Origin of the sequence: Thalassovita autumnalis (assembly GCF_001458255.1) — a bacterium.
Taxonomy (GTDB): domain Bacteria; phylum Pseudomonadota; class Alphaproteobacteria; order Rhodobacterales; family Rhodobacteraceae; genus Thalassobius; species Thalassobius autumnalis.
Map to the genome: position 1 here is coordinate 41,402 of NZ_CYSB01000030.1, position 25,357 is coordinate 66,758.

Below are 25,357 nucleotides of genomic sequence, written 5' to 3' on the forward strand. Positions count from 1 at the left end.
GGTAGGGGGTGGGGTGGCGCCCCCTATGGTCGCCACCCGGAATTTACATCACGGCCTGAGAATCACGCGCCGTCAGGGTGCCACAGATGCGGCGCGGTCTGCGCCTGCAGCCGTTTCACCGCCGCCTCATATTCGCGGGCCACGCGGTCGATCAGCGCTGCCGCCGGCACCACATCCTGCACCGCGCCGATCCCTTGGCCCGAACCCCAGATCTCTTTCCAGCTTTTCGGCTTTTCGCGACCCTCGCCAAAGTTCATCGCCGATGGGTCCGAACGTTCCAGCGCCTCCGGGTCCATGCCCGCGGCTGCGATCGATGGCTTCAGGTAGTTGCCCCAAACCCCGGTGAACAGGTTGGAATAGACAATGTCCGAGGCACCGCTTTCGGTGATCATCTCTTTGTAGCGCTGATCTGCATTGGCTTCCTCGGTGGCGATAAAGGCCGAACCCATGTAGCCGCCATCCGCACCCATCGCCTGCGCGGCAAGGATTGAATCCCCTTTGGCAATGGCACCCGACAGGAACAGCGGGCCGTCAAACCAGCTGCGGATTTCCTGGATCAACGCCAGCGGCGACAGGCTGCCAGCATGGCCACCGGCGCCCGCGGCCACGGCGATCAGCCCATCGGCGCCTTTCTCAATCGCCTTTTTGGCAAAGCGGTTGTCGATCACGTCATGCAGGGTGATGCCGCCAACAGAATGCGCGGCCTCATTGACCTCAACCCGCGCACCGAGCGAGGTGATCCAAATCGGCACTTTGTGTTTCACGCAGATCTCCAGGTCGCGCTCCAACCGTCCGTTGGAACGATGCACGATCTGATTCACCGCAAACGGCGCAGCGGGCTGATCGGGGTTGGCCTGATTGTGGCGGTCCAGCTCTTCGGTGATGCGGATCAGCCAGCGTTCCAGTTCGATCGGTTCACCTTCGGCTTCGCGGGCATTGAGCGCCGGGAAAGAGCCGACTATTCCCGCCTTGCACTGGGCGATGACCAGATCCGGGTTTGAAATGATGAACAAAGGGCTGCCGATCAACGGCAGGCGTAGGTTTTGCAAAATCGGGGGTAGGGCCATGGCCGCTCTCCTCAGGTCAGGACGCCGTCAGCCCTGAGGGCCGCCAGCTGTGTGTCATCATAGCCCAGGTCGCGCAGCACGTCTTCGGTCTGCGCGCCGGGCGCGGGGGGCGGGGCTGGCACATCGGCTGGCGTGCGATCAAAGCGCGGTGCGGGGCTGGCCTGGCTGACGCCTGCGACCTCCACATAGGTTCCGCGCGCTTTCATGTGGGGATGCTCAGGCGCCTCTGACCAGCGCAGCACCGGGGTGACGCAGCCGTCGGTTCCGTCAAAAATCGCTTCCCATTCGGCGCGGGTTTTCTGGCGGAATACCTCGGCGTAGTCGGCGCGGCGCTCCGCCCAGGTGGTTGGATCGTTTTGATCGCTGCGATGGGCCTCGGGCAGGCCGGCCTTTTCGACCAGCAGGGCAAAAAACTGCGGTTCCAGCGGGCCCACGGCGATGTGGTTGCCATCGGCACATTCGTAGCTGCGATAAAACGGGGCGCCGCCGTCCAGCCAATTGCTCTGCCGGTCTTCGCCCCAACGTCCTCGTGCGATCATGGAATGCATCAGCGCCATCATCGCAGGCACACCATCAACCATCGCAGCATCAACAACCTGACCTTTGCCTGAGGTCTGGCGCTCAAACAGCGCAGACAGGACACCAAACAGCAAGAACATGGTGCCGCCACCGTAGTCCGCCGCGATGTTGAGCGGCGGGATCGGTGGCTGATCCGCGGTGCCAATGGCGTTCAGCACGCCGGTCAGGCCCAGATAGTTGATATCATGCCCGGCCATTTGTGACATCGGACCATCCTGCCCCCAGCCGGTCATACGACCGTAGACAAGGCCCGGGTTTTCGGCGTGGCAGTCTGCGGGGCCAAGCCCCATGCGTTCCATGACGCCGGGGCGAAATCCTTCGATCAGTACATCGGACCGCGCGATCAGAGCTTTTGCGGCCTTCAGCCCCTCAGGATGCTTGAGGTTAAGCGCGATGGAGGCCTTGCCGCGGTTGTTGATATCGGTGGCATCTGCCGGTCCCGAGGCGCGGGTGATCAATGTGACCTCCGCCCCCATATCTGCCAGAAACTGGCCGGCCAGCGGACAGGGGCCAAGGCCCTGCATTTCCACCACCCGCAGCCCCGCCAAAGGCCCGCCGCGTTTGGCCGTTTTTGGATCCGACATCTGCTTTACCTCCCCCTAAACTACGTTAATTTCTGATCTTTCCCGGCTGCAGGGGTCAAGCGGTTTCGGAAATGACCTTGGGTCGAAACGCCTGATATTTGTGCTCATAGAAGCGTTGACAGGGGGCAAAACCGCGTGCTTTGCTGAGGGTATTCGGCGTTCATAAGGTCTGGGGAGGAGACTGAATGAAGGCACTTTTACGTGGAGCTGCCTTTGCGCAGTTCCCTCAATACGTTTGCAATTTCCAATCTGGCGCTTCCTGTTTTGCCGCGCCTTACCCCCAGGATCATCACTGGGGCTGTGCCTTTTCTGATGCACCTGAAAGGGCCGCATCATGGAGCTGATCCAGCTGTTGATCGGTGGGGTGGCCTCGGGCTGCATCTACGGGCTGGTCGCGCTGGGGTTTGTGCTGATCTACAAAGCCAGCGAAGGCGTGAACTTTGCCCAGGGCGACATGATGATGCTGGGCGCCTTTGTGGCGCTGGGGCTGGTGAACCGGGACTATTGGGCGCTGCCTTTCATTCTGGGCATTGTGCTGGCCTGCGTCATCATGGGCGGTGTCGGCTACGGGATTGACCGCTTTGTGGTGCGCCGGATCTTTGGCCAGCCGCAGTTTGCGCTGGTGATCCTGACCATCGCTTTGGGCTTCGTCCTGCGGTTTGTGGCCGGGGCGATCTGGGGCTTCACCCCGCTGGTTCTGGAAACGCCATTTGCCGGCAAACACCTGTCGCTTGGCGGATTGGTGTTGGGATACGAAGACATTTTGACAATATGTGTCACCGCTGTCCTGACGCTGGGTCTCTGGGCATTCTTCAGCCGCACCAAACTGGGGCTGGCGGCACAGGCCGCATCTCAGAACCAGATGGCGGCCTATATCGTCGGCGTTCCGGTGCGGCGGATCAATTCGCTGATCTGGGGGCTATCTGGCATCGTCGCGACCATTGCCGGGGTTCTTTATGCCGCCAAAGGGGCGATTGATCCCAATATCGGCCTTTTGGGGATCAAGGCCTTTGCCGCTGCGGTTATTGGCGGCTTTGGCAGCCTGCCGGGTGCGTTGCTGGGCGGCCTGCTGATCGGTGTGGTCGAACCTGTTGCGGCCCGTTACCTGCCATCGGGTTTCAGCCAAATGAGCCCTTACATCCTGATGTTGATCGTGCTGACAACCCGCCCAGGCGGCCTGTTTGCACAGATCCATGCCAAGAAGGTCTGAGCGATGCGGGTGGTGTTTAAAACAAGCTATGACAAGGACATCGACCTGCATCCCGATTGGTGGGAGCGCGGTAAAATCGCTGTGTTGCTGGTGGTGATGGGCCTGCTGCCGTTTCTGGTTGGCGAATATTATCTGGCGGAGGCGACCAACACATTGATCTGGGCCTTGGCGGGCATGGGGCTGATGGTGCTGGTGGGCCATTCCGGGCAGGTGTCGCTGGGCCACGCAGGCTTCATGGCAATCGGCGCCTATGTGGACGCCGGGCTGATGACCGCAGGGGTGCCCTGGATTATCGCCTTTCCACTGGCGGGACTGGCGGCGGGCTGTTTCGGCGCGCTGGTGGCGATCCCGGCGGTGCGCATGTCCGGGATCTATCTGGCGATTGCCACATTGGCGCTGTTTGTCATCATTGAAGAAATGATCATCATCCTTGAACCGCTAACCGGCGGGGTCGGGGGGATGTTTGCGCCTTCCATCACGCTGTTTGGCATTGATTTCGATCGCTACGCCAGCCTCAGCAATTTCTACTGGCTTGTGCTGGCCATCGTGGCGCTGGTCACCTGGGGCTATGCCAATATCCTGCGCAGCCCAACCGGGCGCAGCTTCCTGGCGGTGCGCGACAGTGAGGTGTCGGCGCGGGCGCTGGGCATCAACGTGACCCGGACCAAGGCGCTGGCCTTTGGTCTGTCCTGCGGGGTGACCGGGCTGGCTGGAGCGTTGATGGGTCATTACATCGCCTTCTTTAACTATGAGCTGTTTTCCATCTTCATCTCCATCAACCTGCTGCTGGTGGTCACCATTGGGGGGCTTGGCTTTATCCAAGGTGCCTTCTTTGGTGCGGTGCTGATCACTGCGGTGCCGCAGCTGATTGCGATCCTGCGCGATGGGCTTAATGCCTCGGTCGGGATTGATCTGGGGGCGGTGCCGGGGCTGGATACGCTGATCTTCTCGGTCATTCTGGTGGGCTTCATCATCTATGAGCCGACCGGGCTTTATGGGCGCTGGCTGAAGTTCCGCGCCTATGTGCAGCTGTTCCCGCTGGCCCGCCGCGAAATGTTCCGCCGCCAGAAAACCTACCTCAAGACGGAGCGGATGCGATGAGCCTGTTGGAGGTTACAGATCTGGCCGTGCATTTCGGCGGGGTGAAGGCGGTTGATGGCGTTTCCTTCCACGTTGAGGAGGGCGAGGTGTTTTCGATCATCGGCCCCAATGGCGCGGGGAAATCGACGATCTTCAACCTGATCTCGCGGTTTTATGAGCCGACGCGCGGCAAGATCCGTTTTGATGGGGCGGAGCTGACGGCGCTGGCACCGCATCAGGTGGCGGATCTGGGCATTGCCCGAACCTTCCAGAACATTGAACTGTTTGATCATTCCACCGTGCTGGACAACCTGTTGATGGGCCGTCACCGCCATCGCGCCACCCATTGGGTGCAGGATCTGTTGTTCCTGCCCAAGGTCCGGGCCGAAGAGCGCGCGCATCGCCAGAAGGTCGAGGAGGTGATGGAGTTTTTGGAGCTGGAAGCCTACCGCGACAAGATGATCGCTGGCCTGCCCTACGGCGTGCGCAAAGTGGTGGAGATCGGCCGCGCCCTGTCGATGGGGCCCAAAATGATCCTGCTGGATGAACCTGCCTCGGGCCTGTCGGTCGAGGAAAGTCAGGATGTGGCCTATTGGATTGAGGACATGCGCCGCGACATGGGGCTGAGCGTCTTGATGGTGGAACATGACATGCGGCTGGTGACACAGGTCAGTGACCGGGTGTTGGCGGTGGCCAATGGCAAACCACTGGCACTGGGCAGTCCAGCTGAGGTGCAGAGCGATCCAGAGGTGCAGGCGGCCTATCTGGGCACCGCAACGGCGGAGGATGTGGCATGACCCTGTTGGAGCTGCGCAATGTCGAAAGCTTCTACGGGGCCATCATGGCGCTGCGCGGGGTGTCGATTGATGTGCCGGAGGGGCAGATCGTCACCATTCTGGGCGCCAATGGCGCGGGCAAGACAACGCTGATGAAAACCATCTCGGGGTTGATGGACGCGGAAAAGGGCACAATTGATTTCAACGGCACGCGCCTGAACGGGATGGAGCCGGATAAGGTGGTTGCGCAGGGGCTGGCCCATGTGCCCGAGGGGCGCGAGGTGTTCCCCTACCTCAGCGTCGAAGAAAACCTGCGGCTGGGGGCCTATGCCCGCAAAGGCGGCGGCGTGGCCGAGGATATTGAGCTGGTCTACAGCTACTTCCCCATCCTGAAAGAACGCCGCGCGCAATCCGCCGGCTTCCTGTCGGGTGGGCAGCAGCAGATGCTGGCGATTGGGCGGGGCCTGATGGCGCGGCCCAAGCTGATGTTGCTGGATGAACCCAGCCTTGGCCTGTCGCCGCTGCTGACGCAGGAAATCTTTGCCATCATCAAACGCCTCAACGCCGAGCAAGGGGTGACCATGCTGCTGGTGGAACAGAACGCCCATGTGGCGTTGAACACCGCGCATTACGGTTATGTCCTTGAAATGGGGCGGATTGTCATGGCTGACAGCTGCGCGGCGCTGAAAGCCTCGGAAGATATTCAGGAGTTCTATCTGGGCAAACAGGATGCCAGCCAACGGGGCGAAAAACGCTGGAAGAGGCGCAAGACATGGCGATGACCGGGACAGAGATGCAGGCCCCCATCACCGTTGAGGGGTGCGATACGGTTGTGGCGCTTTGGGCGAAACGCTGTGCGGCGCTAGGGGATCAGATTGCCCACCGCGAAAAGACGCTGGGCATCTGGCAGGCCTACAGTTGGCGCGACTATTTTAAGGGCGCGCGGGCCGTCGGGCTGGCGCTTGAGGCGCTGGGCTTCAAACGCGGTGAGGTGGTGCAGATACTCAGCGAGGACCGGCGCGAATGGCTGTACTGTGATCTGGGAATTGCGGCGATGGGCGGGGTGCCATCGGGCGTTTACACCACCGACAGTGCCAGCCAATTGGCGTATCTGATGACGGATTCCGGGGCGCGCTTCCTGTTTGTGGAAAACGACGAACAGCTGGATAAGTTTCTGGAGGCACGCGACCAGATGCCGGATGTGGCAAAGGTCATCGTGTTTGATCGCGATGGGCTGGCCGCGTTTTCCGATCCTCAGGTGATGTTCTGGGATGATTTTCTGGCGCTGGGCGTTGCACAGGCCACGGCGGATCCGAAACGGTTTGATGCGGCTCTGCAGCAGGTGAAACCAGAGGATCCGCGCATGCTGATCTACACCTCTGGCACCACCGGGCCGCCGAAAGGGGCGATCATCACCCACCGCAATATCCTGTTTCAGATGAACGCCAGCCGCACCACCCTGCGGTTTGAACCCACCGATGAGCTGCTGTGTTTCCTGCCCCTGTGTCACGTGCTGGAACGTCTGATCTCGGTCGAGTTGCCGATTCTTGTGGGCTGTAAGGTGAACTTTGCCGAAAGCCCCGAAACCGTCTTTGATAACCTGCGTGAGGTGTCGCCGCATACCTTCACCGGGGTGCCGCGGATCTGGGAAAAGATCTATTCCCGCCTTGCCATCATGCGGGGCGAGGCCGGCTGGCTGGGGCGGATGGCCTTTGACTGGGCGGTTGCGGCAGGCATGGCGAAAGTTGAGGCGGATCAAGAGGATCGCGCCTTTGGCCCCTTGGCTCGGATCAATCTGGCGCTGGCCGATCTGCTGGTTTTGCGTAATCTGCGGGATCTGATCGGTTTGGCCCGCACCCGGCGTTGCGCCACCGGGGCCGCGCCGATCAGCCCCGAGTTGCTGCGCTGGTTCAGCGCCATTGGGGTGAACCTGTGCGAAGGCTTTGGGATGACCGAAACTGCAGGCGTTGCCTCGGTCAATACGGTGGATGACAACCACATGGGCACCGTCGGTGCGCCGTTGCCGGGGTTGCAGGTGCGCATTGCAGAAAATGGTGAGATCCAGCTGCACGGCCCGGCCATCTTTGGCGGCTATTGGAACAAGCCGGGCAAAACCGCCGAAACCTTTAGCGAAGACGGCTGGCTGCGCACCGGCGATATGGGGCGGGTCAACAATCAGGGGCGGCTGATCATTACCGGCCGCTTAAAAGACATCATCATCACCGCGGGCGGCAAGAACATCACCCCGGCCGAGATCGAGAGCCGGCTGAAATTTTCACCCTATGTTTCGGACGCGGTGGTGATCGGCGATCGGCGCAAATATCTAACCTGCCTGATCATGATCGATCAGGAAAACGTTGAACGTTTTGCGCAGGAACGCCAGATCCCGTTTTCCGATTTCGCCTCGCTCACCCGCGCGCCGGAGGTGGTGGCGCTCATCGGTGATCTGGTGCGCCAGGTGAACGGCGAATTTGCGCAGGTCGAACAGATCAAGGATTTCCGCCTCATCGATATTCTGCTGACCGCAGAGGATGAGGAACTGACCCCAACCATGAAATTGAAGAGGAACTACGTAAACCAGCGCCATGCGGCGTTGATCGACAGCATGTACTGAGACCGCCACAGGCCTTTCCGGGCTGATGCAACCGGCGGCACCAAAGGGAGGAAGATCATGAAGATGTGGAAAGCACTGGCCGCAGCGGCGGCCTTGGCGGTGGCGTCCGGTGGCGCGCAGGCTGAAAGCGGTGTCTCAGAGGATGAGATCAAGATTGGCGGGGCGCATGATCTCTCTGGTATTTTCGCGCCCTTTTCTGTCCCGGCGGTGAAGGCGGCGCAGCTCTATTTTGATGAGGTCAACGCTGCCGGCGGTGTGCATGGCCGCAAGATCACCTATATCGTCGAAGATCACGGCTATCAGGTGCCCAAAGCGGTGCAGGCGGCCAATAAGCTGGTCAACCGCGATCAGGTGTTTGCCATGCTGCTGAGCCTCGGAACACCGCATAATCTGGCGATGTTCAAACTGATGGGGCCCAAGGGCGTGCCCAATATCAGCCCGCTGACCGCCGCACGCCAGATGGTCGATCCGCCCGCGCCGTGGAAGTTTGCCGGCAATGCCTCCTACTACGACGGGGTGAAGGCAACGACCGAATATATGGCAGCGGAACAGGGGTCGTCGACCTTCTGTCTGATGTTCCTGCCAACCGATTTTGGGGTTGAGATTCAGGCCGGGTTGAAAGATGGCGCTGCGGCTGCGGGTAAGAGTTATGGCGTTGAAACCAAACACAAACCTGATGAAACCGATTTCTCCGGCGCCTTGGGTAAAATCAAGGACGGCGGCTGTGACACCGTTGGCTTAGCGCTGGGGGTCAGCCAGACCATCAACGTGATCGCAACGGCCAATAAGCTGGGCATGAGTGACGTGAAATTTGTGCTCTCATCAGCTGGATTCCACACAGTTGTGGCCAAAGGGCTGGCGGCGCAGGGCGTCATGGGGGGCGTTTATGCAGGGGCCGGCTGGCAGGATCTTGAGGCCCGGTTGGCAGAGCCTGCGGTGGGCGGCTGGGTCAAAGCCTATACAGAAGCGACCGGTGAAAAATTCCCCGGCACAGGCGCATTGCTGGGCCGATCCGGTGCGGAATTGCTGGTGCGCGGGCTGGAAGCGGCTGGTCCGGATCTGACCCGCGAAGGGTTCATCGCCGCGATGGAGGGGCTGTCCTTCCAGGATGAGATTTCGGGCTACCCGGTGGCACTGAGCGCTGACAATCACGTGGCGGGGCGCAGTGTTTTTGTCTCGGCCGTGGAAAATGGATCCTGGAAACTGTTGAAGACGCTCGACTGAGCACCAGTTTACAACCTGACCGAAGAAGAGGCGCTGTGACGCGCCTCTTTTTTGTCGCTGTGTCAGTCCCGGCAGCAACCGGGGTGCGCAACTCATGCGGAAGTTGGGGGATTAACATTTCCTTAATAATAGAATCATTGATGTGGCGACTTGCATGCCGCACACTTATCACTGGACGGGAGGAGCTATGACGCGTCGGATTTATATAACCGGTGCGGCCGGCACCGGTGTCAGCAGCCTTGGCCGCGCTCTGGCGCAGCGGCTGCATGTATCCCATGCGGATGTTGATGACAGCTATTGGTGTGAAGACGAGCCGCCCTTTGTGACAAGGCGACCAAAACCAGCGCGGCGCAGCTGCCTGCTGGACCAACGTGGCACGGGCGGTTGGGTCATGAGTGGCTGCCTGGAAGGCTGGGGCGAAGACCTGATTGAAGAGGCCGATCTCTTTGTCTTCCTCATGGTGCCCACGCCGATCCGCATTGACCGGCTGCTGCGCCGTGAACGCCACGATTATGGCCGGCGCATCCTGCCCGGCGGCGACATGCATCGCAGCCATGAACGGCTGATTTCCTGGGCCGCGCGCTATGATGATCCGGACTTTGCCGGGCGCAACATGTACCGTCAGGAAGCTTGGCTAGACCGTCAGACCACGCCGGTGCTACGGATGGGGGGAACGCTGCCGTTGCTGCGGCTGGTGGATCAGGTGATGGCACATAAGGCGATCCGGCGGACTTATGCCTGAGCCTTCGGGCGGACCTGCGCCTAGTGACTGAGGAAATCCGCCGCCATCCGCAGATCCCGTAGGGGCCTGACCACATCGATGGATTGCTGATACAGCGGATCTGCCTTGAAGGCGGCCAGCTGAGCCTCGTCTTCAAATTCGCCATAGACAACAAAATCAGGCGCCGCACCGTGGATCGGGTCAGACTTCAGGTTGCGGCCGATTTCGAAATGGCGGGCATGGCGGCTCTGGGTCAGCAGGGACAGACCGTCATAGATCCTGTCGCGGTCTTTGGGATCGCGGGCGGTGAAAAAGACGATGTGACGTAGCATGGCTACACTCCTGCCGATTAAAAACAGATCTCCCTTGCTGGCGATGTGGCGCACAGCAAGGGTAGGTTCAATCGACAGTGCCAATTATCCCATACGTTCCGAGGCGTGGCTGCCAGGGCTGGCAGGGAAGACTACGGTTTTGTTTCCATTGAGAAAAACGCGATGATGGATATGGGCGTGGATGGCGCGGGCCAGCACCTGCGCCTCAACGTCGCGGCCCAGACTGACGTAATCCTCAGCGCTTTGGGCGTGGGTGACGCGGATGATGTCCTGTTCGATGATCGGGCCTTCATCCAGATCGGCCGTCACATAGTGAGAGGTTGCCCCGATGAGTTTCACACCGCGCTCAAACGCCTGTTTGTACGGGTTTGCACCTTTGAAGGAGGGCAGGAAGGAATGGTGAATATTGATGATCCGGCCGGACATTTTCTGGCACATTTCATCAGACAGCACCTGCATGTAGCGCGCCAGCACCACCAGCTCCGCGCCGCTCTCTTCGATGATCGCCATTTGCGCGGCTTCGGCCTCGGCCTTATTGGCTTTGGTCACTTTGATACAATGGAACGGAATGTCGTGGTTTACGACAACCTTCTGATAATCCATGTGATTTGAGATCACCGCCACGATGTCAATCGGCAGCGCGCCGATGCGCCAGCGGTAGAGCAGATCGTTCAGACAATGCCCAAAGCGGGAGACCATCAAGACAACTTTCATCTTCTCGGTCTCATCATGGAAGGCAAACGTCATGTCAAAACGGCCCGCCACCTCGGCAAAGGCTGCCTCCAGTGCGGTGCGGTCGGCCCCGGTTTCTGAGCGGAAACTCACGCGCATAAAGAAATTGCCGGTTTCCGCATCATCAAATTGGGCGCTGTCTGTCAGGTTGCAGCCCTGATCGGCCAGAAAATTGGCGATGGCAGCAACGATGCCGCGGGTGGAAGGGCATTGCACAGTAAGGGCGAGGGTGGTCATTGGGCGCTCCGTCAGATCAGTTTGGCGCGATATTCCTTGTGACCGGCGGGGCAGCAATTGGCGAAATGCGACATTCGCCGCAAATTCGCGGCGGATTTGGCTGCGGATCAGAACACATGGTTCCGATGCGGCACAGCTGATCAATATCGGGGCGTTTTGTGAACATAGGCTCTGCGCAGCGTGGCTGGAAAAGAGCTGTAACCTCCTCGGCCCCATTGTTGCAGGCCAGAACCGAGGAGGTTACGCAAGTTTGCACCCCAGAACGATGCAAGCGCAGATGCGGTGCGGGCGGCGGGCTCTCCCGTTCAGAAGTAGGAGAGTTGTCGGGGAAAGCCCCCAAACGCCCGCGCCGGGCATCATTGCTATGCCGTGATTTGTGCAACTGTTGTGCCAACCTTTGGATGTGTGGATAATTTTTCTTCAAAGGCGTTGGTAGTGGAGAAAAGCAGTTGGGTGTAGGTGCGTTTCCGTAATTTCAGTGACTGCGGAAAATGCGGTAGTCCAGCGGTCTTCCCTGTCGCGCAACAACCGCTAAGGTGCCCGGTTAAGGGACCGGTTCAATACCGGGTGACGTGAGCAGAGGGGCGGAGCAATGACAGAGCAGCCAGCGCGCAAAACAGTTGTGGTGATTGGGGCAGGGATCCTGGGTGTCTCCACCGCGATCTGGGCGCAACGGGATGGCCATGATGTGATCCTTGTCGATCGCGAAGGCCCGGCGGCGGGCGCGTCTTATGGCAATGCGGGGCTGCTGGCCTCCTCGGCGGTGGTGCCGGTAACCACGCCGGATCTTTGGGTGAAGGCACCGGGTATGATCCTGAACCCGCAAAGCCCGTTGTTCCTACGCTGGTCCTACCTGCCGCGAATGTTGCCCTGGCTGATGCGTTTCATGTCCCATGCCACTGATGCCAAAACCCGCGCAGCGGCAGATGCGCTGTTTCCGATCATCGGCGACAGTCTGGCCGATCACCAGGCACTGGCGGCGGGCACTAAGGCCGAAAAATACATCGTGCCCACGGAATACCTTTACCTTTACGGCTCCCGCGCCAGCTATGAGGCGGCGCAGTATTCCTGGCAGATCAAAAAATCGCTGGGGTTCCAGCCCACTGAATATGAGGGCGCGGCGCTGAAGGCGAAGGATCCCGCCTTTTCCGATCAGATCGGTTTTGCGGCTGCGGTGCCGGATCACGGCCGGATCAGCGATCCCGGCGCCTATGTCACGGCACTGGCGGATCACGTGGTCGCCTCGGGCGGGCAATTGGTTATTGGCGAGGTCAGCGACATCGCGCATGAAAACGGCCGCGTGACCGGCGTTCGGGTCGGGGGCGAGACCCTGGCCTGTGACACAGCGGTGGTGACGGCGGGCGCTTGGTCCGGTGCCTTGGGCCGTGCGCTGGGGCTGCGGCTGCCGTTGGAAACCGAACGCGGCTATCATGTGGAGCTGTGGAACCCGTCAAAGATGCCGAAAACGCCCGCCATGGTCTCATCCGGATCTTTCGTGATGACCCCGATGGAGGGGCGGTTGCGTCTGGCCGGAATAGTCGAGTTGGGCGGGTTGAAGGCTGGACCATCAAAGGCGCCGATCAACCTGTTGCGCAGCCATCTGGCCAAGGTGATGCCGGACCTCACCTGGGAGGAGACCACGGAATGGATGGGATTCCGCCCGACGCTTAGCGACTCGGTCCCGATCATCGACGAGGTGGCAGATATCAAAGGGGTCTACATGGGGCTGGGCCATCAGCACGTGGGTCTGACGGGCGGGTCAAAGACCGGCCGGTTGCTGGCGCAGATGATGGCGGGTCAACGCATCAACCTGGATATGACACCCTACCGGCTGGACCGGTTTCGCGGCGTCTAACAGCGCCAGCGGCAGCCCGCAAAACCGTGAGCGTCGCGCCGATTGCAAGGCCCGCAGATCCCTGTCACAACAGGCGGCAACGCTATGACGCAAATGGAGGGGCACATGGGCCTGTCAGTCGATCTTAACGCCGATATGGGCGAAAGCTTTGGCGCGTGGAATCTGGGCGATGATTCTGCGCTTCTGGGCATTGTGACCTCAGCCAATGTGGCCTGTGGCTTTCACGCAGGTGACCCGGATGTGATGCTGAAGACCATGAAAGTGGCGGTGGACAACAACGTCGGCATCGGCGCGCACCCGGGTTTTGACGACCTGCGTGGCTTTGGCCGTTACCGGATGCAGGTGCCGCTGCCGTCACTGGCCAATCAGGTGCGCTATCAGGTGGGCGCGGCCCAGGCGATGGCGCGGGCTGCAGGCGGCGAAGTGCGGCATCTGAAACTGCATGGCGCGCTGGCCAATATGTGTTCGGAAAATCAGGACATGGCGCGTGCCTGTTATGAGGCAGCGCTGTCGGTTGCGCCTGAGATCATCATCATGGTGCTGGCCGCCACCGCCCAGCAGCGCGCGGTGGAAGAGCTGGGTGCCACTTTTGTGGGTGAGATTTTTGCCGACCGGGCTTATAACGATGACGCCACGCTGGTGGATCGCTCCAAACCCGGCGCCGTTATCCATGATGCGGCCATCGCTGGCCCGCGGATCGCTGAAATGGTTAAGGCGGGCGCGATCATCACCGAAAGCGGCAAACATATCGAAACCCAGATCGATACCATCTGTCTGCACGGCGACACGCCGGAAGCAGTGGAGATCGCCCGTTCGGTTCGCAGCGCGCTGGAAGGCGACGGGATTGAGGTGAAAACCTTTCGCACATGACCCGCGGCACACCGGGCACGCTGGGCGCAGCCGCCGCGCCCCTTTCAATGTTCCAAAAATACTCAAATCCCCGCCTGTCGCTTGCGCTGGCGGGGATTATTTTTGCGCCTGGAAGGGATCATCCTGATAGCCGACTCCGGCCAGATACAGACCTTGGGGCGGGCAGACCGGCCCGCAGGCAGATCGATCAGCCGCTTCCAACGCATCACGCACGCGCTCCGGTTCCCAAGCACCGGCGCCGACCCGTTCCAACGTGCCAACAAAGCTGCGCACCTGATTGTGCAGGAAGCTGCGGGCGCGCAGGAAGAAGCGCAGCTCGGGCCCGGACCAGCCGTCAACCTCGGTGATGGTCAACTCATCCAGCGTTTTGACCGGGCTGGCCGCCTGACAGATCGAGGAACGGAAAGTGGTGAAATCATGCAGCCCAATCAGGTGCTGCGCAGCTTCGCGCATCGCTGCGGCATCCAACTGATGAGACACCTGCCAGACCAGCCCGGCGTCATGGGTGGCGGGCGCGCGCCGCATCAACAGGCGGAAGGTATAGCGCCGCTCATGGGCGGAAAACCGGGCGTGCCAGTCATCTTCAACCCGCGCTGCCCGGGTGATTGCGACGGGGGCGGGTTTCAGGTGATAGTTCAGCGCCTCGGACAGGCGGAACGGGTCCCAGTCTTTGCTGAGGTCGCAATGGGCCACCTGCGCCAACGCATGCACACCGGCATCGGTGCGCCCGGCGGCGGCAATGGTATGCTCGCCCGGTTCCAACTTGGCCAAAGCCGCCTCAATCGCCCCCTGCACAGAGGGCTGATCGGCCTGTCGTTGCCAACCGGCAAAAGGGGCACCATGGTATTCAACAAGAAGCGCAAATCTAGGCATGGCGGGGCGATAGCGGAAAATCAGCCTCTTTGGAAGGGTGAGGTTTTCCAGCTATTTTGCACCATATAAATGTTCAACGCTTTTACATCGCCTTGGAGGTGCCTATCTTGGGGCGGAACAAGGGATTTGTTGAAGGGATTTCGGGGTTTGGTCATTACCTCCATTGCAGATGCGGTGACCCGTCAGGTCGAAGCGGTGGGCGACAGCGTCAATGAGGCGCTGTTTGAACCGGTGATCCGTCTGGGTGTGACGGGGCTGGCACGGTCCGGCAAGACGGTGTTCATCACCTCTTTGGTCGCAAACCTGCTGGACCGGGGGCGTATGCCGCAACTGGTGGCCGCCGCCGATGGCCGGATTGAGGCCGCCTATCTGCAGCCCCAGCCGGATGATACCGTGGCCCGCTTTGCCTATGAGGAAAACCTGGCCGTGCTGACCGGACCCACCCCGCATTGGCCCGACAACACCCGTGGTGTCAGCGAATTGCGCCTGTCGCTGAAGGTGCGCCCAACCGGCATGCTGGCCGGGATGCGGGCGGCGCGGACGGTGCATCTGGATATTGTCGACTACCCCGGCGAATGGCTGTTGGATCTGGCCCTGCTGGACAAAAGCTATGAGGACTGGTGCAGCCATGTGCTGACCCGGCTGGCCGGGCGCGATGAGGCGACCGCTTATCTGGCGGCGATGGAGGACGTGGACGCCGAGGCCCCCTTTGAGGAGGGTGCGGCCAAAGCGCTGGCGGGGCATTTCACCGACTACCTGCAGGCCGCGCGGCTGGCGGGCTATTCCGATTGCACCCCCGGTCGTTTCCTGCTGCCCGGCGATCTGGCGGGATCCCCGGTGCTGAGTTTTGCGCCCCTGCCGGTTATCGATGGGCGGCCCGCGCGCGGCACCCTGCGCCGGGAAATGGCGCGCCGCTATGAGGCCTATAAATCAAAGGTGGTGAAGCCGTTTTTCCGCGATCACTTTGCTCGGATTGACCGGCAGGTGGTGTTGGTTGATGCGCTGGGGGCCATTCACAATGGTCCCCCCGCGTTGGAGGATCTGCGCCAGTCGATGGCGGATATCCTTGGTGCGTTTCGTCCCGGTCGCAATGCGTTTTTGACCCGGCTTTTGGGCGGCAAGCGGGTGGAAAAAATCCTCTTCGCGGCCACGAAATCCGACCATCTGCACCATTCGCAGCACCCGCGTCTGTCTGCCATTCTGCAGGCCCTGCTGCGGGAGGCTAAGGATCGCGCGGATTTCGCCGGGGCGCAGACCCATGCGCTGGCCCTAGCCTCGCTGCGGACCACGACCGAGGCCAGCCTGACCCATCACGGGCAAGAGGTGGACTGCGTGCGCGGCCTGTTGCTGGACAGCGGCAAACGCGCCGCCTTTTACCCCGGAGAGCTGCCAGCGGATCCGGCGCATCTGTTGTCACCAGCACGACAAGGGGCGGAGCGCTGGTTGGACCAGGATTATGCCGTGATGCGGTTTGCCCCGGCCCCCTTGTCTCTGCGTCCCGGCGAAGGACCGCCGCATATTCGGCTGGACCGTGCGGCGCAGTTCCTGATCGGGGATAAGCTATGACTTTGACCCTGCGCGCAGCCACGCCGCTGGACGCCGGTGCGGTGGGCGCCATCCTGCACGGCTTCAACCGCGATACGGTGTGGATGCCGAAGCTCTATTCTGAGGCGGAAACCATCAGCTTTGCCGGCGTCATGATCGATCGCGGCTGGGTGCGGGTGGCGGAACGTGAGACGGTGATCGGCTTTATCGCGCGCGACGGTGCTGAGATCTGTTCGCTGTATCTGTCGCCAGATGCGCAAGGGCAGGGGATCGGGGTCCAGCTGCTGGAGGAAGCGAAAGCGCAATCCTCAGTGTTGGAGCTTTGGGCCTTTGAGGCAAATGAAGACGCCCGGCGGTTTTATATCCGCGAAGGGTTTCAGGAAGTGGCACGTTCGGACGGGGCGCGCAACGAAGAGGGGCTGCCGGATGTGCGGCTGCGTTGGCAAAGAGGTGTGGCAGCATGAGTGACAGTCCCAAACAGGCAAAAGGCCCGATTCTGATCGATCTGGACGAAGCCCCGGACGTGACCGGCCCCGAGGCGGCGCCGCCGGTGCCGGACATCGGTCTGCCTGCAGACAGTGCCCAAACCGGTCTGCAGATGGCGGCCACCTGGGCAGGGCGCAAACCGTCACGGCTGGGGCGTTGGATCCTGGCGCTGCTGGTGTCCTTCCTCAGCGCTTTGGCGGCTCTGGCGGCATGGGACGCGGTGGTCAGCCTGATCGGTCGGGTGCCCGTTTTGGGTTACGCTGTTGGTGTCCTTGGGGTGGCCTTGGTGCTGGCCGTTGCTTTGGCCGTGATTGGTGAACTGGCCGCGCTGGCGCGGCTGGGACGGGTTGAGGCGTTGCAGCGCAGCGCGGAAGAGGCGCTGGCTGAGGCGGATCTGGCCAAGGCGCAGAAGGTCAGCAAATCCCTGATGCGGCTATACCAGCGGCGACAGGATCTGGATTGGGCGCGGGGCCGTTTTGACGAACGGCGCGGCGAACAGATGGACGCCGATGCGCTGCTGGGATTGGCCGAGCAGGAGTTGCTGGCCCCGCTGGACAAGCTGGCTGAAGCCGAGGTGCAGGCCGCTGCCCGACAGGTGGCGACCGTGACCGCGCTGGTGCCGCTGGCGCTGGCGGACGTGTTGACCGCGCTGACCGCGAACCTGCGGATGATCCGCCGGGTGGCCGAAATCTACGGCGGCCGGTCTGGTGCCTTAGGCAGCTGGCGACTGTTTTCAGCGGTGATGGCGCATCTTGTGGCTACCGGCGCGGTGGCGATTGGCGATGACCTCCTCGGCTCATTGGCTGGCGGCGGTCTGCTGTCGAAACTGTCACGCCGCTTCGGCGAAGGGGTGGTGAACGGCGCGCTGACCGTGCGGGTGGGCGTCGCTGCGATGGAGGTGTGCCGGCCGCTGCCCTATGCAAGGCGCAAACGCCCCTCTGTCAGCGCAATGGTGGGCGCGGCTTTGGGCGGTTTGTTCACCGGACGGGGCAACGCCTGATCTGGCGCTTCAGCGCAGCATCGGGATGCCGTCGCTGTTCTTGACCTTTTCGACCACACCGGCGCGCAGCGACCGGCCGATCTTATGCGCCAGGGCGGACCAGGCCGCCGCCTGATCTGGCCGCAGCTCTGCCTCCAGCACCCGGTCAAACAACGCAAGCCAGGTCTCAAACATACCGGGGTGCACATTGCCGGCCTCGCGGTGCACCAACAGCGGATTGCGATCATAGCTGCGCTCATGAAGAATCGCATTGGCCCAGAAATCCGCGACCTTGGATTCGTGCGGCGGCCAGTCAGAAATATGCGCGGCAAAGACCGGCCCCAGACCCGGATGCTGGCGGATCAGCGCATAAAAGGCGGCGACGACCGTCTCAATCTCCTGGCGTGAAATATCAAAGCGCGGTGGCAGGCTGGCCATTGGGTTTGGTCCTTTTCCTTTGTTTTCAGAGATATGCCGCCACGGCGCGCGCAGCAAGGGGGCGTATCCGCCCATATCCCGGGAGTCTGAAAGAAATTATCGGATTTCAATTCCCGATAAAACCTGTCAAGTATTTGAAATTAAACAAAAAATCCCATTGACCCCCGGGGTGACACATCCTATCTATACTCTCACAGACAGATTGGTGATCACCGCAAGGTGCCCACCTTCCAGCCTGCCAGATCACGCTACGCAGCCAGCCAACCGCAAGCCACGCCGCCAGATCTCGCCAGCCAGATATGACTAGGAGAGATATTATGTCCGCCAAAGCTTGCACCACATGCACCTTCTTCGACAAAGTTTCGAAATCCGCAGACAATGCCGGTCTGTGCCGTTTCAATGCCCCCAGCTTCCTGACTGAGGCTGAGCTAGACGCGAAATGGCCGGTTGTGAAATCGACCGACTGGTGTGGTCGCTTCGACGCCAAGGCATAAGCCCTTTCTAAAAAGACCCGTGGCCCGCCCGTCAGGCCCAGCTCGCCCCATCCAGTTCGCAAGGTTCAGCCCGTAAGGTCCAGTTCGCAAGATCCCGCTCCGCAGCCCGCCAGCTTATCGCTCGCCCGCCACGCCGCCAGATCCAGCCAGCCAGATCCCACTCGCCAAACCCAGCCCACCAGATGCAGCGCGCCAGACCCAACACGCCAGCACACGCGAAAAAAGGGATCGCCTCCGGGCGGTCCCTTTTTCATTGTGTCATTCGTGTCATGCGGCAAAGCCCCGCCCTTGATGAGTGCTTTACCCTCTGAACCATGCGCCCTATAAGCGGGGACATGCTGATGCGTGCGATCATTATTCGAATTATCAGCCCGGCGCTCTGATCGATACGAGCCGCCGGGACAAGGCGTATGGGATACCGCGCCGCCTCTCTTCCCTTAATCAAGACCCGAGATGAAGGACGCCCGAAATGTGCGCCGACACCCCTGAATACAAAGAAACGCTGAACCTGCCCAAGACCGATTTCCCCATGCGGGCCGGTCTGCCGAAACGTGAACCCGGCTGGCTGGAGCGTTGGAACAAGATCGACGTTTACGGCAAGCTGCGTCAGAAGGCCGAAGATGGCTCCCGCAAGCCCTTTACCCTGCATGACGGCCCGCCCTATGCGAACGGTCATTTGCACATCGGCCACGCGCTGAACAAAACCATCAAAGACATGATCGTGCGCAGCCATCAGATGATGGGTTTTGACGCACGCTATGTGCCCGGTTGGGACTGCCACGGTCTGCCGATTGAGTGGAAGATCGAAGAGCAGTACCGCAAGAAAGGCAAAAACAAGGATGAGGTCGACGTGGTCGACTTCCGCCAGGAATGCCGGGCCTTTGCCGACAATTGGGTGGGCATCCAGCGCGAAGAGTTCAAACGTCTGGGCATCACCGGCAATTGGGATGATCCCTACCTGACGATGAACTTCCACGCCGAGGCGGTGATCGCTGAGGAATTCATGAAATTCCTGATGAACGGCACGCTGTATCAGGGCTCCAAGCCTGTGATGTGGTCGCCGGTGGAAAAAACCGCGCTGGCCGAGGCGGAGATCGAGTATCACGACCACAAATCGCACACCATCTGGGTGCCCTTCTCGCTGGCGGCGGGTGAGGGTGATCTGGCTGAGGCGCGCGTGGTGATCTGGACCACCACTCCCTGGACCATCCCGTCAAACAAGGCTGTGGCCTATAATGAAAAGGTGGCTTACGGGCTCTACCGTGTGGATGCGACGCAGGAAGAAAGCTGGACCAACCCCGGCGATCTTTATGTCTTTGCCGATGCGCTGGCTGCGGATGCTTTGGAAAAGTCGCGGGTTACTGAGTTCACCAAGCTGCGCGACGTTGCGACCAGCGAATTTGACGGTGTCATCCTGAAGCATCCGCTGCATGGCGTTGATGGCGCCGAGGGGTTCTGGGACTACGACGTGCCGATGATCGATGGCGATCACGTCACTGACGATGCCGGTACAGGGTTTGTGCACACCGCGCCCAGCCATGGTGCCGATGACTATGAGTGCTTTGTGAAGCGCAACTGGCTGGACCGGATGACCCATAACGTGGGCGAAGAATCCGAGTTCCTGTCGCATGTGCCGTTCTTCGCCGGTCTGCGGATCCTGGATCACAAAGGCAAAGAGGGCAAAGCCAACAACGCCGTGATCGCCAAGCTGGTTGAGGCCGGTGGCATCATCGCCCGTGGCCGTGTGACCCACAGCTATCCGCATTCCTGGCGGTCCAAGGCGCCGATCATCTTCCGCAACACGCCGCAGTGGTTTGCCTCTGTGGATCGCGAAGTGGGCGATGGTCAGGACGAAATGGGCAAAACCATCCGGGAACGGGCGCTCAACTCGATCGACCAGCTGGTGAAATGGTGGCCGCAAACCGGCCGTAACCGTCTCTACTCCATGATCGAAAGCCGCCCGGATTGGGTGCTGTCGCGCCAGCGTGCTTGGGGTGTGCCGCTGACCTGTTTCACTAAGAAAGATACGCTGCCCACCGATCCGGACTTCCTGCTGCGCGACGCCGCGGTGAACGCACGGATTTCGGAAGCCTTTGAAAAAGACGGCGCGGATGCCTGGTATGCAGAGGGCGCCAAAGAGCGCTTTATCGGTGATGCGGCCAACCCTGATGATTATGATCAGGTGTTTGACGTGCTGGATGTGTGGTTCGATTCCGGCTCCACCCACTCCTTCGTGTTGCGCGACCGTGAAGACGGGACCGAAGACGGTATCGCGGATGTCTACATGGAAGGCACCGACCAGCACCGTGGATGGTTCCATTCGTCGCTGCTGCAGGCCTGTGGCACCAAAGGCCGTGCGCCTTACCGCAACGTGGTGACCCATGGTTTCACGCTGGACGAGAAGGGCAACAAAATGTCCAAATCGCTTGGCAATACCATCGTGCCCGAGACCGTTGTGAAGCAGTATGGCGCTGATATCCTGCGTCTTTGGGTGGCACAGACCGACTATATGGCGGATCAGCGGATTGGCCCGGAGATCCTGAAAGGCACCGCGGACAGCTACCGCCGGCTGCGCAACACCATGCGCTTCATGCTTGGCTCGCTCAGCGATTTTGATGAAGCGGACCGGGTTGCGCCTGCCGATATGCCTGAGCTGGAGCAATGGGTGCTGCACCGTCTGGCAGAATTGGATCAGCAGGTGCGCACGGGTTACCAGAGCTTTGATTTCAACGGTGTCTGGCAAGCGGTGTTCAACTTTGCCACCGTGGATCTGTCCTCCTTCTATTTCGACATTCGCAAGGATGTTCTGTACTGCGATGGCAATACCGACCGGGCCAAAGCGGCACGTACGGTTCTGGATATTCTCTTCCACCGTCTGACCAGCTGGCTGGCGCCGGTCCTGGTCTTCACCATGGAAGAGGTCTGGCTGGAGCGGTATCCGGGCGAAGAAAGCTCGATCCACCTGACCGATATCCCGGAAACCCCTGCGGCGTGGCTGAACGAACCGCTGGCGGCAAAATGGTCGCAGGTGCGTCAGGCCCGCCGGGTTGTCACCGCCGCGCTGGAGGTACAACGGACCGACAAGGTGATCGGTGCATCGCTTGAGGCTGCACCCGTGGTGCATGTGCGCGAGGCAGAGATGTTGGACGCCCTTAAATCCGTGAGCTTTGATGACATCTGCATCACCTCAGCGATCCAGCTGACCGGTGATCCAATGCCTGCCGAAGCCTTCCGCCTGCCGGAGGTTGAAGGTGTTGGTGTTGTCTTTGAAAAGGCCGACGGTGAGAAGTGTCAGCGGTGTTGGAAAATCCTCCCTGATGTGGGGCAGCACGCGCATGCAGCGACCTGCAAACGCTGTAACGACGCGCTGGGATAAGCCGACCATAAGATGATAGTGTAAAGGCCGGGTTAACAGCCCGGCCTTTTTGCAAGCAACCGTGGGTAAAAGATGCCAGAGCGTAGTTTTGACAGCCCCGTGGGTCGTATCAGCGTCGTGGAAAAGGACGGTGCGATCACACGTCTTTACTGGGGTGGCGCGGGAGATGATGACACTGCGCTGTTGCGTCAGGCGGGGGAACAGCTCAGCGCCTATTTCGCGGGCGAGCTGGAGGTTTTTGACCTGCCGCTTCAGGTGGAGGGCAGCGATTTCCAAAGGGCAGTATGTGCGGCCATGTCGGCGATCCCCTTTGGCGAAACGCGCACCTATGGGGAAATTGCGGCGGATCTGAACGTACCACCGCAACCTGTTGGGCAGGCCTGTGGTGGCAATCCGATCCCGATCATCATCCCCTGTCACCGCGTGCTGTCCGCCACCGGGTTGGGCGGCTTTTCCGGCGACGGCGGGGTGGAAACCAAAGTCACTTTGCTGAAGCACGAAGGAGCTGCGGGGCTTTTGCTGTAAATCTGACGATGTTTGTCTTTAAGACTCCGGGGCGGATGAAATCACATATTCAATCGCCCGCAAAATTATCTTTTAGCAATCTGACCGCGGGTGAAGCCCAACATTTGGTACGTATTGATAGGGTGCCTCAACCCTTAGTCTAATCGCCGCCACGCTGTGCCCGCGATGGACTCAGGACTCCAAAACGGAAGGATACCCACAGAAATCGTCCCGAAACTTGCACGCAGACAAGATTTCTGTGGATAATCGATATCAACGACCTTCAGGGATGATCTGCTGTACAATGCCAACAAGTAGGAGGTAGAGGGAGGTCACAACCAGGCCCCAATGGGCCCAGCTTTCCGGGTGAAACTCGACCCAGGCGGCCCAACCGGCAAAAAAGGTCCAAGCCAGTGCCATGGGCAGGGAGATCAGGCGCCAGCGCTCCGTGCGCACCGGATGGATGAACCGCAGCGGCAGGAACATCGCAACGGACAGCGCGGCGACAAGCGCCACGATGATCCAGAAATTCGGCTGCAGCGCAAAGAATACGATGATCGCCATATTCCAGCAGCCGGGAAAACCAGAGAAGGAATTGTCTTTGGTTTTCATGCGTGTATCGGCGAAATACATAGCGCTGGAGAAGGTGATTATGATGATGGCAAACCAGCCCGTCCACCCCGGCAGCAACCCCGATTTGAACAGGGCAAAGGCGGGAATAAAGACGTAGGTCAGATAGTCGATGATCAGATCCAGCAGGACACCATCAAACTGCGCGGCATAATGTTTGACGTGATAGCGGCGCGCCAGGGGGCCATCGATCCCGTCCACGGCAAAGGCGACGACCAGCCACAGGAACATCAGATCCCATTTCGCTTCAACCGCGGCAAGCATCGACAGCATGGCAAAGACAGCACCTGTCGCTGTCAGGAGGTGGACGCTTAGCGCCTTGAATTCATTGGAAATAGACATTTTGGCCCTATTTTTCTGGCGCAACGGCCTTGGGGTGCGTCTTGTCGTATACGTCCAAAAGCCGCCCCAAGTCCACCGCAGTATAGGCTTGGGTGGTCGACAGCGAGGCATGGCCCAGCAATTCCTGGATCGCCCGCAGATCGCCGCCAGCGTTAAGGAGGTGTGTTGCAAAACTGTGGCGCAGGGCATGCGGGGTGGCGGTTGCCGGCAGACCCAGCTGCAACCGCGCTTGTGCCATGGATTTCTGCACCACGCGCGGGCTTAACGGGCGGCCGCGCACACCGCGAAACAGTATGTCACTTGGGCCCAGTTCAAACGGCATCAACGCTACATAATGGGCCACCGCCTGCCGCGCGACGGGCAGCACAGGCACCATCCGTTCTTTGCCGCCTTTGCCTTCGATCCGGAGGACTTCGCCCAAGGGGACGGCGGCGCGCGTCAGGCTGAGGGCCTCGGAAATCCGCAAACCGCAACCATAAAGCAGCGTGATTACTGCGCTGTCGCGGGCGCCGACCCAATCTTCGGGGGCATTTTCGGCAACGGTTGAGATAAGATCTTTGGCGGCCTCTGCCTCAACCGGGCGCGGCAGTTTTGCGCTGAACTTCGGCGATCGTGTCGCCAGCACGGCGGTGGGTTCAAACCCCTCACGTTCCGCAAGCCAGCGGTAGAATGATTTCACCGCCGACAACTTGCGCGCCATGCTGCGGGCACCGACGTCCTGACGGCGGGTGGCGGCCATCCAGGCGCGCATGTCGGAAACGGTTATTTTGGCAATTGCACCAAGGCCTTGAGGCTCGCCATGGTGCGCGGTCATGAAACTCAGGAAAACGGCAACGTCGCGGCTGTAGGCTTCGATGGTGTTGTCTGATGCGCCTTTCAGGGCGCGCTGGTGATCCAGCCACTTTTGCAGGGCATCGCGTGCGGCTGGGGTGATCAGCGTCACGACAGCCAGCGCCGCATGGAGCGTTCAAACACCCCGGCGAAAAACGCCAGCAGATCCGTGCCTTGCTGGGGGGAAAACTGGTGCGGATCCTCAGCGCCCATGACCAACAGGCCGGGCAGGCGGCCAGCGCCGAAATCCAGACGCAGGCAGGCCTCCGATCGGATGAACGGCGCTTTGTCTCCATAGACTTCGCGTCGCCCTTCCTGCATTTGGCGCAGTGTCACCTGCCGGGTCGGGGCGCTGCGCCCTGCAGACAGGAACTGATCTACAAAGCCAGGCTCGGCCACCGACAGAACTGAACCAAGACGACGCACCGCTGGTTCGTTTTCTTCCTGAACGGTTTCCAACACCAGTTTCACGCAATCCACGCGTAGGATGTCAGCCACAGGGCCGTTCAAATCTTTTAGAAACCGTTCAAATTCGGTCGGGTCCAGCATCCGCAAAATGGCGCGGTGAACCTGATTGGTTCCAGCCAGATTTTCATAGGCGGCTGCGATCACCGAACGATGGGTGTCTTCCAGGCGATCAAGACGATGCTCAAGCCGTTCCATCGCGATGCCACGCAGGTCGACAATATTGCCGCCCATGGCGCGTTCATTGGCCGAAATCAGCGCATGCATAAGGTCCTGATCGTCCAGAATGACGTCAGGCTCCGAGATGATCTTCTCGCGCAGGGTATCGTCAATTTTTGCTGTGCTCATCGGCCTGCCATTATTGTTTTGCCAAACTTACCAGAGGTTTTCGGTGATTTCCTCATGTTTTTCACCGTTGGGATGCGGTTTTTGGCAGTTTCATGCCTGTCCACTGTGGGTGGATCAAGAAAACCCAATTGTGACAGATACTAAGAGATTTGTACGTCTGTGGAT

24 protein-coding genes are annotated in these 25,357 nt (G+C 60.4%); 15 read left to right on the top strand and 9 right to left on the bottom strand.

The genetic code is table 11. The features are described from left to right. Positions 1-62 precede the first annotated feature (62 nt). Entirely contained in the window at positions 63-1,067 is a 1,005-nt protein-coding gene (locus TL5118_RS11830) for an NAD(P)H-dependent flavin oxidoreductase (RefSeq protein WP_058242198.1), read from the bottom strand. 11 nt (positions 1,068-1,078) lie between these two features. Further along, positions 1,079-2,230 (bottom strand): CaiB/BaiF CoA transferase family protein, encoded by a 1,152-nt coding sequence (locus TL5118_RS11835; protein WP_058242197.1) that lies wholly within the window; start codon positions 2,228-2,230, stop codon positions 1,079-1,081. A gap of 334 nt (positions 2,231-2,564) precedes the next feature. Between TL5118_RS11835 and TL5118_RS11840 the strand changes: the two genes are divergently transcribed. The 7 genes from TL5118_RS11840 to TL5118_RS11870 all read left to right on the top strand — a co-directional run bounded on the left by TL5118_RS11840 (position 2,565) and on the right by TL5118_RS11870 (position 9,876). Next, entirely contained in the window at positions 2,565-3,440 is an 876-nt protein-coding gene (locus tag TL5118_RS11840) for a branched-chain amino acid ABC transporter permease (RefSeq protein ID WP_058242196.1), read from the top strand. A gap of 3 nt (positions 3,441-3,443) precedes the next feature. Further along, the gene (locus tag TL5118_RS11845; protein ID WP_058242195.1) at positions 3,444-4,541 is read left to right on the top strand and encodes a branched-chain amino acid ABC transporter permease; all 1,098 of its coding nucleotides are present in this window, start codon (positions 3,444-3,446) and stop codon (positions 4,539-4,541) included. Then, positions 4,538-5,317: an ABC transporter ATP-binding protein gene (locus TL5118_RS11850; RefSeq protein WP_058242194.1), complete on the top strand. Its 780-nt coding sequence runs from the start codon at positions 4,538-4,540 to the stop codon at positions 5,315-5,317. The genes TL5118_RS11845 and TL5118_RS11850 overlap by 4 nt, the downstream gene beginning before the upstream one ends. Further along, positions 5,314-6,078 carry an ABC transporter ATP-binding protein gene (locus TL5118_RS11855; RefSeq protein WP_058242193.1) on the top strand — a complete coding sequence of 255 codons (765 nt, stop codon included), beginning with the start codon at positions 5,314-5,316 and terminating at the stop codon, positions 6,076-6,078. Before TL5118_RS11850 ends, TL5118_RS11855 begins: the two co-directional genes overlap by 4 nt. Continuing rightward, the gene (locus TL5118_RS11860) at positions 6,069-7,910 is read left to right on the top strand and encodes an AMP-dependent synthetase/ligase (protein ID WP_058242192.1); all 1,842 of its coding nucleotides are present in this window, start codon (positions 6,069-6,071) and stop codon (positions 7,908-7,910) included. The genes TL5118_RS11855 and TL5118_RS11860 overlap by 10 nt, the downstream gene beginning before the upstream one ends. A gap of 57 nt (positions 7,911-7,967) precedes the next feature. Then, positions 7,968-9,134: an ABC transporter substrate-binding protein gene (locus TL5118_RS11865; protein WP_058242191.1), complete on the top strand. Its 1,167-nt coding sequence runs from the start codon at positions 7,968-7,970 to the stop codon at positions 9,132-9,134. Between the two features lie 187 nt (positions 9,135-9,321). Next, positions 9,322-9,876 (top strand): AAA family ATPase, encoded by a 555-nt coding sequence (locus tag TL5118_RS11870; protein ID WP_058242190.1) that lies wholly within the window; start codon positions 9,322-9,324, stop codon positions 9,874-9,876. A gap of 20 nt (positions 9,877-9,896) precedes the next feature. Here TL5118_RS11870 and TL5118_RS11875 read toward each other — a convergent pair whose 3' ends face one another. Further along, a complete protein-coding gene (locus TL5118_RS11875) occupies positions 9,897-10,187 on the bottom strand; it encodes a Dabb family protein (protein ID WP_058242189.1) in 291 nt (96 codons plus the stop codon). A gap of 84 nt (positions 10,188-10,271) precedes the next feature. After that, entirely contained in the window at positions 10,272-11,156 is an 885-nt protein-coding gene (gene purU / locus TL5118_RS11880; RefSeq protein WP_058242188.1) for a formyltetrahydrofolate deformylase, read from the bottom strand. Between the two features lie 592 nt (positions 11,157-11,748). Between purU and TL5118_RS11885 the strand changes: the two genes are divergently transcribed. Next, positions 11,749-13,011, top strand: coding sequence for an NAD(P)/FAD-dependent oxidoreductase (locus TL5118_RS11885; RefSeq protein ID WP_058242187.1), 1,263 nt, complete (start codon positions 11,749-11,751; stop codon positions 13,009-13,011). A gap of 105 nt (positions 13,012-13,116) precedes the next feature. Further along, positions 13,117-13,881 (top strand): LamB/YcsF family protein, encoded by a 765-nt coding sequence (locus TL5118_RS11890; RefSeq protein WP_058242186.1) that lies wholly within the window; start codon positions 13,117-13,119, stop codon positions 13,879-13,881. A gap of 96 nt (positions 13,882-13,977) precedes the next feature. On the opposite strand, the gene truA is transcribed toward TL5118_RS11890, so the two are convergent. Continuing rightward, positions 13,978-14,754 (bottom strand): tRNA pseudouridine(38-40) synthase TruA, encoded by a 777-nt coding sequence (gene truA / locus TL5118_RS11895; protein WP_058242185.1) that lies wholly within the window; start codon positions 14,752-14,754, stop codon positions 13,978-13,980. 147 nt (positions 14,755-14,901) lie between these two features. On the opposite strand from truA, the gene TL5118_RS11900 reads away from it, so the two are divergent. The 3 genes from TL5118_RS11900 to TL5118_RS11910 are packed head-to-tail and all read left to right on the top strand — an operon-like array spanning position 14,902 to position 17,785. Beyond that, positions 14,902-16,320, top strand: coding sequence for a YcjX family GTP-binding protein (locus tag TL5118_RS11900; protein ID WP_058242184.1), 1,419 nt, complete (start codon positions 14,902-14,904; stop codon positions 16,318-16,320). After that, on the top strand, positions 16,317-16,763 hold the full coding sequence (locus tag TL5118_RS11905; protein WP_058242183.1) for a GNAT family N-acetyltransferase: 447 nt from the start codon (positions 16,317-16,319) through the stop codon (positions 16,761-16,763). The genes TL5118_RS11900 and TL5118_RS11905 overlap by 4 nt, the downstream gene beginning before the upstream one ends. Beyond that, positions 16,760-17,785: a YcjF family protein gene (locus tag TL5118_RS11910; RefSeq protein WP_058242182.1), complete on the top strand. Its 1,026-nt coding sequence runs from the start codon at positions 16,760-16,762 to the stop codon at positions 17,783-17,785. Before TL5118_RS11905 ends, TL5118_RS11910 begins: the two co-directional genes overlap by 4 nt. Before the next feature lie 9 nt (positions 17,786-17,794). On the opposite strand, the gene TL5118_RS11915 is transcribed toward TL5118_RS11910, so the two are convergent. Further along, positions 17,795-18,202, bottom strand: a complete 408-nt coding sequence (locus TL5118_RS11915; protein WP_058242181.1) for a group III truncated hemoglobin — start codon at positions 18,200-18,202, stop codon at positions 17,795-17,797. A gap of 317 nt (positions 18,203-18,519) precedes the next feature. Here TL5118_RS11915 and TL5118_RS21390 point away from each other — a divergent pair, with 317 nt between their 5' ends. The 3 genes from TL5118_RS21390 (at position 18,520) to TL5118_RS11925 (ending at position 22,597) form a co-directional block, all read left to right on the top strand. Beyond that, on the top strand, positions 18,520-18,696 hold the full coding sequence (locus tag TL5118_RS21390; protein WP_165590045.1) for a hypothetical protein: 177 nt from the start codon (positions 18,520-18,522) through the stop codon (positions 18,694-18,696). A 469-nt stretch (positions 18,697-19,165) separates the two neighbouring features. Further along, positions 19,166-22,072 carry an isoleucine--tRNA ligase gene (gene ileS / locus TL5118_RS11920; protein WP_058242180.1) on the top strand — a complete coding sequence of 969 codons (2,907 nt, stop codon included), beginning with the start codon at positions 19,166-19,168 and terminating at the stop codon, positions 22,070-22,072. A gap of 72 nt (positions 22,073-22,144) precedes the next feature. After that, positions 22,145-22,597 (top strand): methylated-DNA--[protein]-cysteine S-methyltransferase, encoded by a 453-nt coding sequence (locus tag TL5118_RS11925; protein ID WP_058242179.1) that lies wholly within the window; start codon positions 22,145-22,147, stop codon positions 22,595-22,597. 252 nt (positions 22,598-22,849) lie between these two features. On the opposite strand, the gene TL5118_RS11930 is transcribed toward TL5118_RS11925, so the two are convergent. Genes TL5118_RS11930 through TL5118_RS11940 form a run of 3 tightly spaced genes read right to left on the bottom strand, consistent with a single transcriptional unit; the run spans position 22,850 to position 25,192 of the window. Beyond that, complete coding sequence (locus TL5118_RS11930; RefSeq protein WP_370701675.1) at positions 22,850-23,548, bottom strand: CDP-alcohol phosphatidyltransferase family protein; 699 nt, start codon at positions 23,546-23,548, stop codon at positions 22,850-22,852. Between the two features lie 7 nt (positions 23,549-23,555). After that, positions 23,556-24,491: a tyrosine recombinase XerC gene (locus tag TL5118_RS11935; RefSeq protein WP_058242178.1), complete on the bottom strand. Its 936-nt coding sequence runs from the start codon at positions 24,489-24,491 to the stop codon at positions 23,556-23,558. Next, positions 24,488-25,192, bottom strand: a complete 705-nt coding sequence (locus TL5118_RS11940; RefSeq protein ID WP_058242177.1) for a DUF484 family protein — start codon at positions 25,190-25,192, stop codon at positions 24,488-24,490. The genes TL5118_RS11935 and TL5118_RS11940 overlap by 4 nt, the downstream gene beginning before the upstream one ends. Between the last annotated feature and the right edge of the window lie 165 nt (positions 25,193-25,357).

Excerpts from the sequence above, each read along its gene's own strand:
- TL5118_RS11830 (WP_058242198.1), bottom strand. The coding sequence starts at position 1,067 with ATGGCCCTACCCCCGATTTTGCAAAACCTACGCCTGCCGTTGATCGGC.
- TL5118_RS11835 (WP_058242197.1), bottom strand. The coding sequence starts at position 2,230 with ATGTCGGATCCAAAAACGGCCAAACGCGGCGGGCCTTTGGCGGGGCTG.
- TL5118_RS11840 (WP_058242196.1), top strand. The coding sequence starts at position 2,565 with ATGGAGCTGATCCAGCTGTTGATCGGTGGGGTGGCCTCGGGCTGCATC.
- TL5118_RS11845 (WP_058242195.1), top strand. The coding sequence starts at position 3,444 with ATGCGGGTGGTGTTTAAAACAAGCTATGACAAGGACATCGACCTGCAT.
- TL5118_RS11850 (WP_058242194.1), top strand. The coding sequence starts at position 4,538 with ATGAGCCTGTTGGAGGTTACAGATCTGGCCGTGCATTTCGGCGGGGTG.
- TL5118_RS11855 (WP_058242193.1), top strand. The coding sequence starts at position 5,314 with ATGACCCTGTTGGAGCTGCGCAATGTCGAAAGCTTCTACGGGGCCATC.
- TL5118_RS11860 (WP_058242192.1), top strand. The coding sequence starts at position 6,069 with ATGGCGATGACCGGGACAGAGATGCAGGCCCCCATCACCGTTGAGGGG.
- TL5118_RS11865 (WP_058242191.1), top strand. The coding sequence starts at position 7,968 with ATGAAGATGTGGAAAGCACTGGCCGCAGCGGCGGCCTTGGCGGTGGCG.
- TL5118_RS11870 (WP_058242190.1), top strand. The coding sequence starts at position 9,322 with ATGACGCGTCGGATTTATATAACCGGTGCGGCCGGCACCGGTGTCAGC.
- TL5118_RS11875 (WP_058242189.1), bottom strand. The coding sequence starts at position 10,187 with ATGCTACGTCACATCGTCTTTTTCACCGCCCGCGATCCCAAAGACCGC.
- purU (WP_058242188.1), bottom strand. The coding sequence starts at position 11,156 with ATGACCACCCTCGCCCTTACTGTGCAATGCCCTTCCACCCGCGGCATC.
- TL5118_RS11885 (WP_058242187.1), top strand. The coding sequence starts at position 11,749 with ATGACAGAGCAGCCAGCGCGCAAAACAGTTGTGGTGATTGGGGCAGGG.
- TL5118_RS11890 (WP_058242186.1), top strand. The coding sequence starts at position 13,117 with ATGGGCCTGTCAGTCGATCTTAACGCCGATATGGGCGAAAGCTTTGGC.
- truA (WP_058242185.1), bottom strand. The coding sequence starts at position 14,754 with ATGCCTAGATTTGCGCTTCTTGTTGAATACCATGGTGCCCCTTTTGCC.
- TL5118_RS11905 (WP_058242183.1), top strand. The coding sequence starts at position 16,317 with ATGACTTTGACCCTGCGCGCAGCCACGCCGCTGGACGCCGGTGCGGTG.
- TL5118_RS11910 (WP_058242182.1), top strand. The coding sequence starts at position 16,760 with ATGAGTGACAGTCCCAAACAGGCAAAAGGCCCGATTCTGATCGATCTG.
- TL5118_RS11915 (WP_058242181.1), bottom strand. The coding sequence starts at position 18,202 with ATGGCCAGCCTGCCACCGCGCTTTGATATTTCACGCCAGGAGATTGAG.
- TL5118_RS21390 (WP_165590045.1), top strand. The coding sequence starts at position 18,520 with ATGTCCGCCAAAGCTTGCACCACATGCACCTTCTTCGACAAAGTTTCG.
- ileS (WP_058242180.1), top strand. The coding sequence starts at position 19,166 with ATGTGCGCCGACACCCCTGAATACAAAGAAACGCTGAACCTGCCCAAG.
- TL5118_RS11925 (WP_058242179.1), top strand. The coding sequence starts at position 22,145 with ATGCCAGAGCGTAGTTTTGACAGCCCCGTGGGTCGTATCAGCGTCGTG.
- TL5118_RS11930 (WP_370701675.1), bottom strand. The coding sequence starts at position 23,548 with ATGTCTATTTCCAATGAATTCAAGGCGCTAAGCGTCCACCTCCTGACA.
- TL5118_RS11940 (WP_058242177.1), bottom strand. The coding sequence starts at position 25,192 with ATGAGCACAGCAAAAATTGACGATACCCTGCGCGAGAAGATCATCTCG.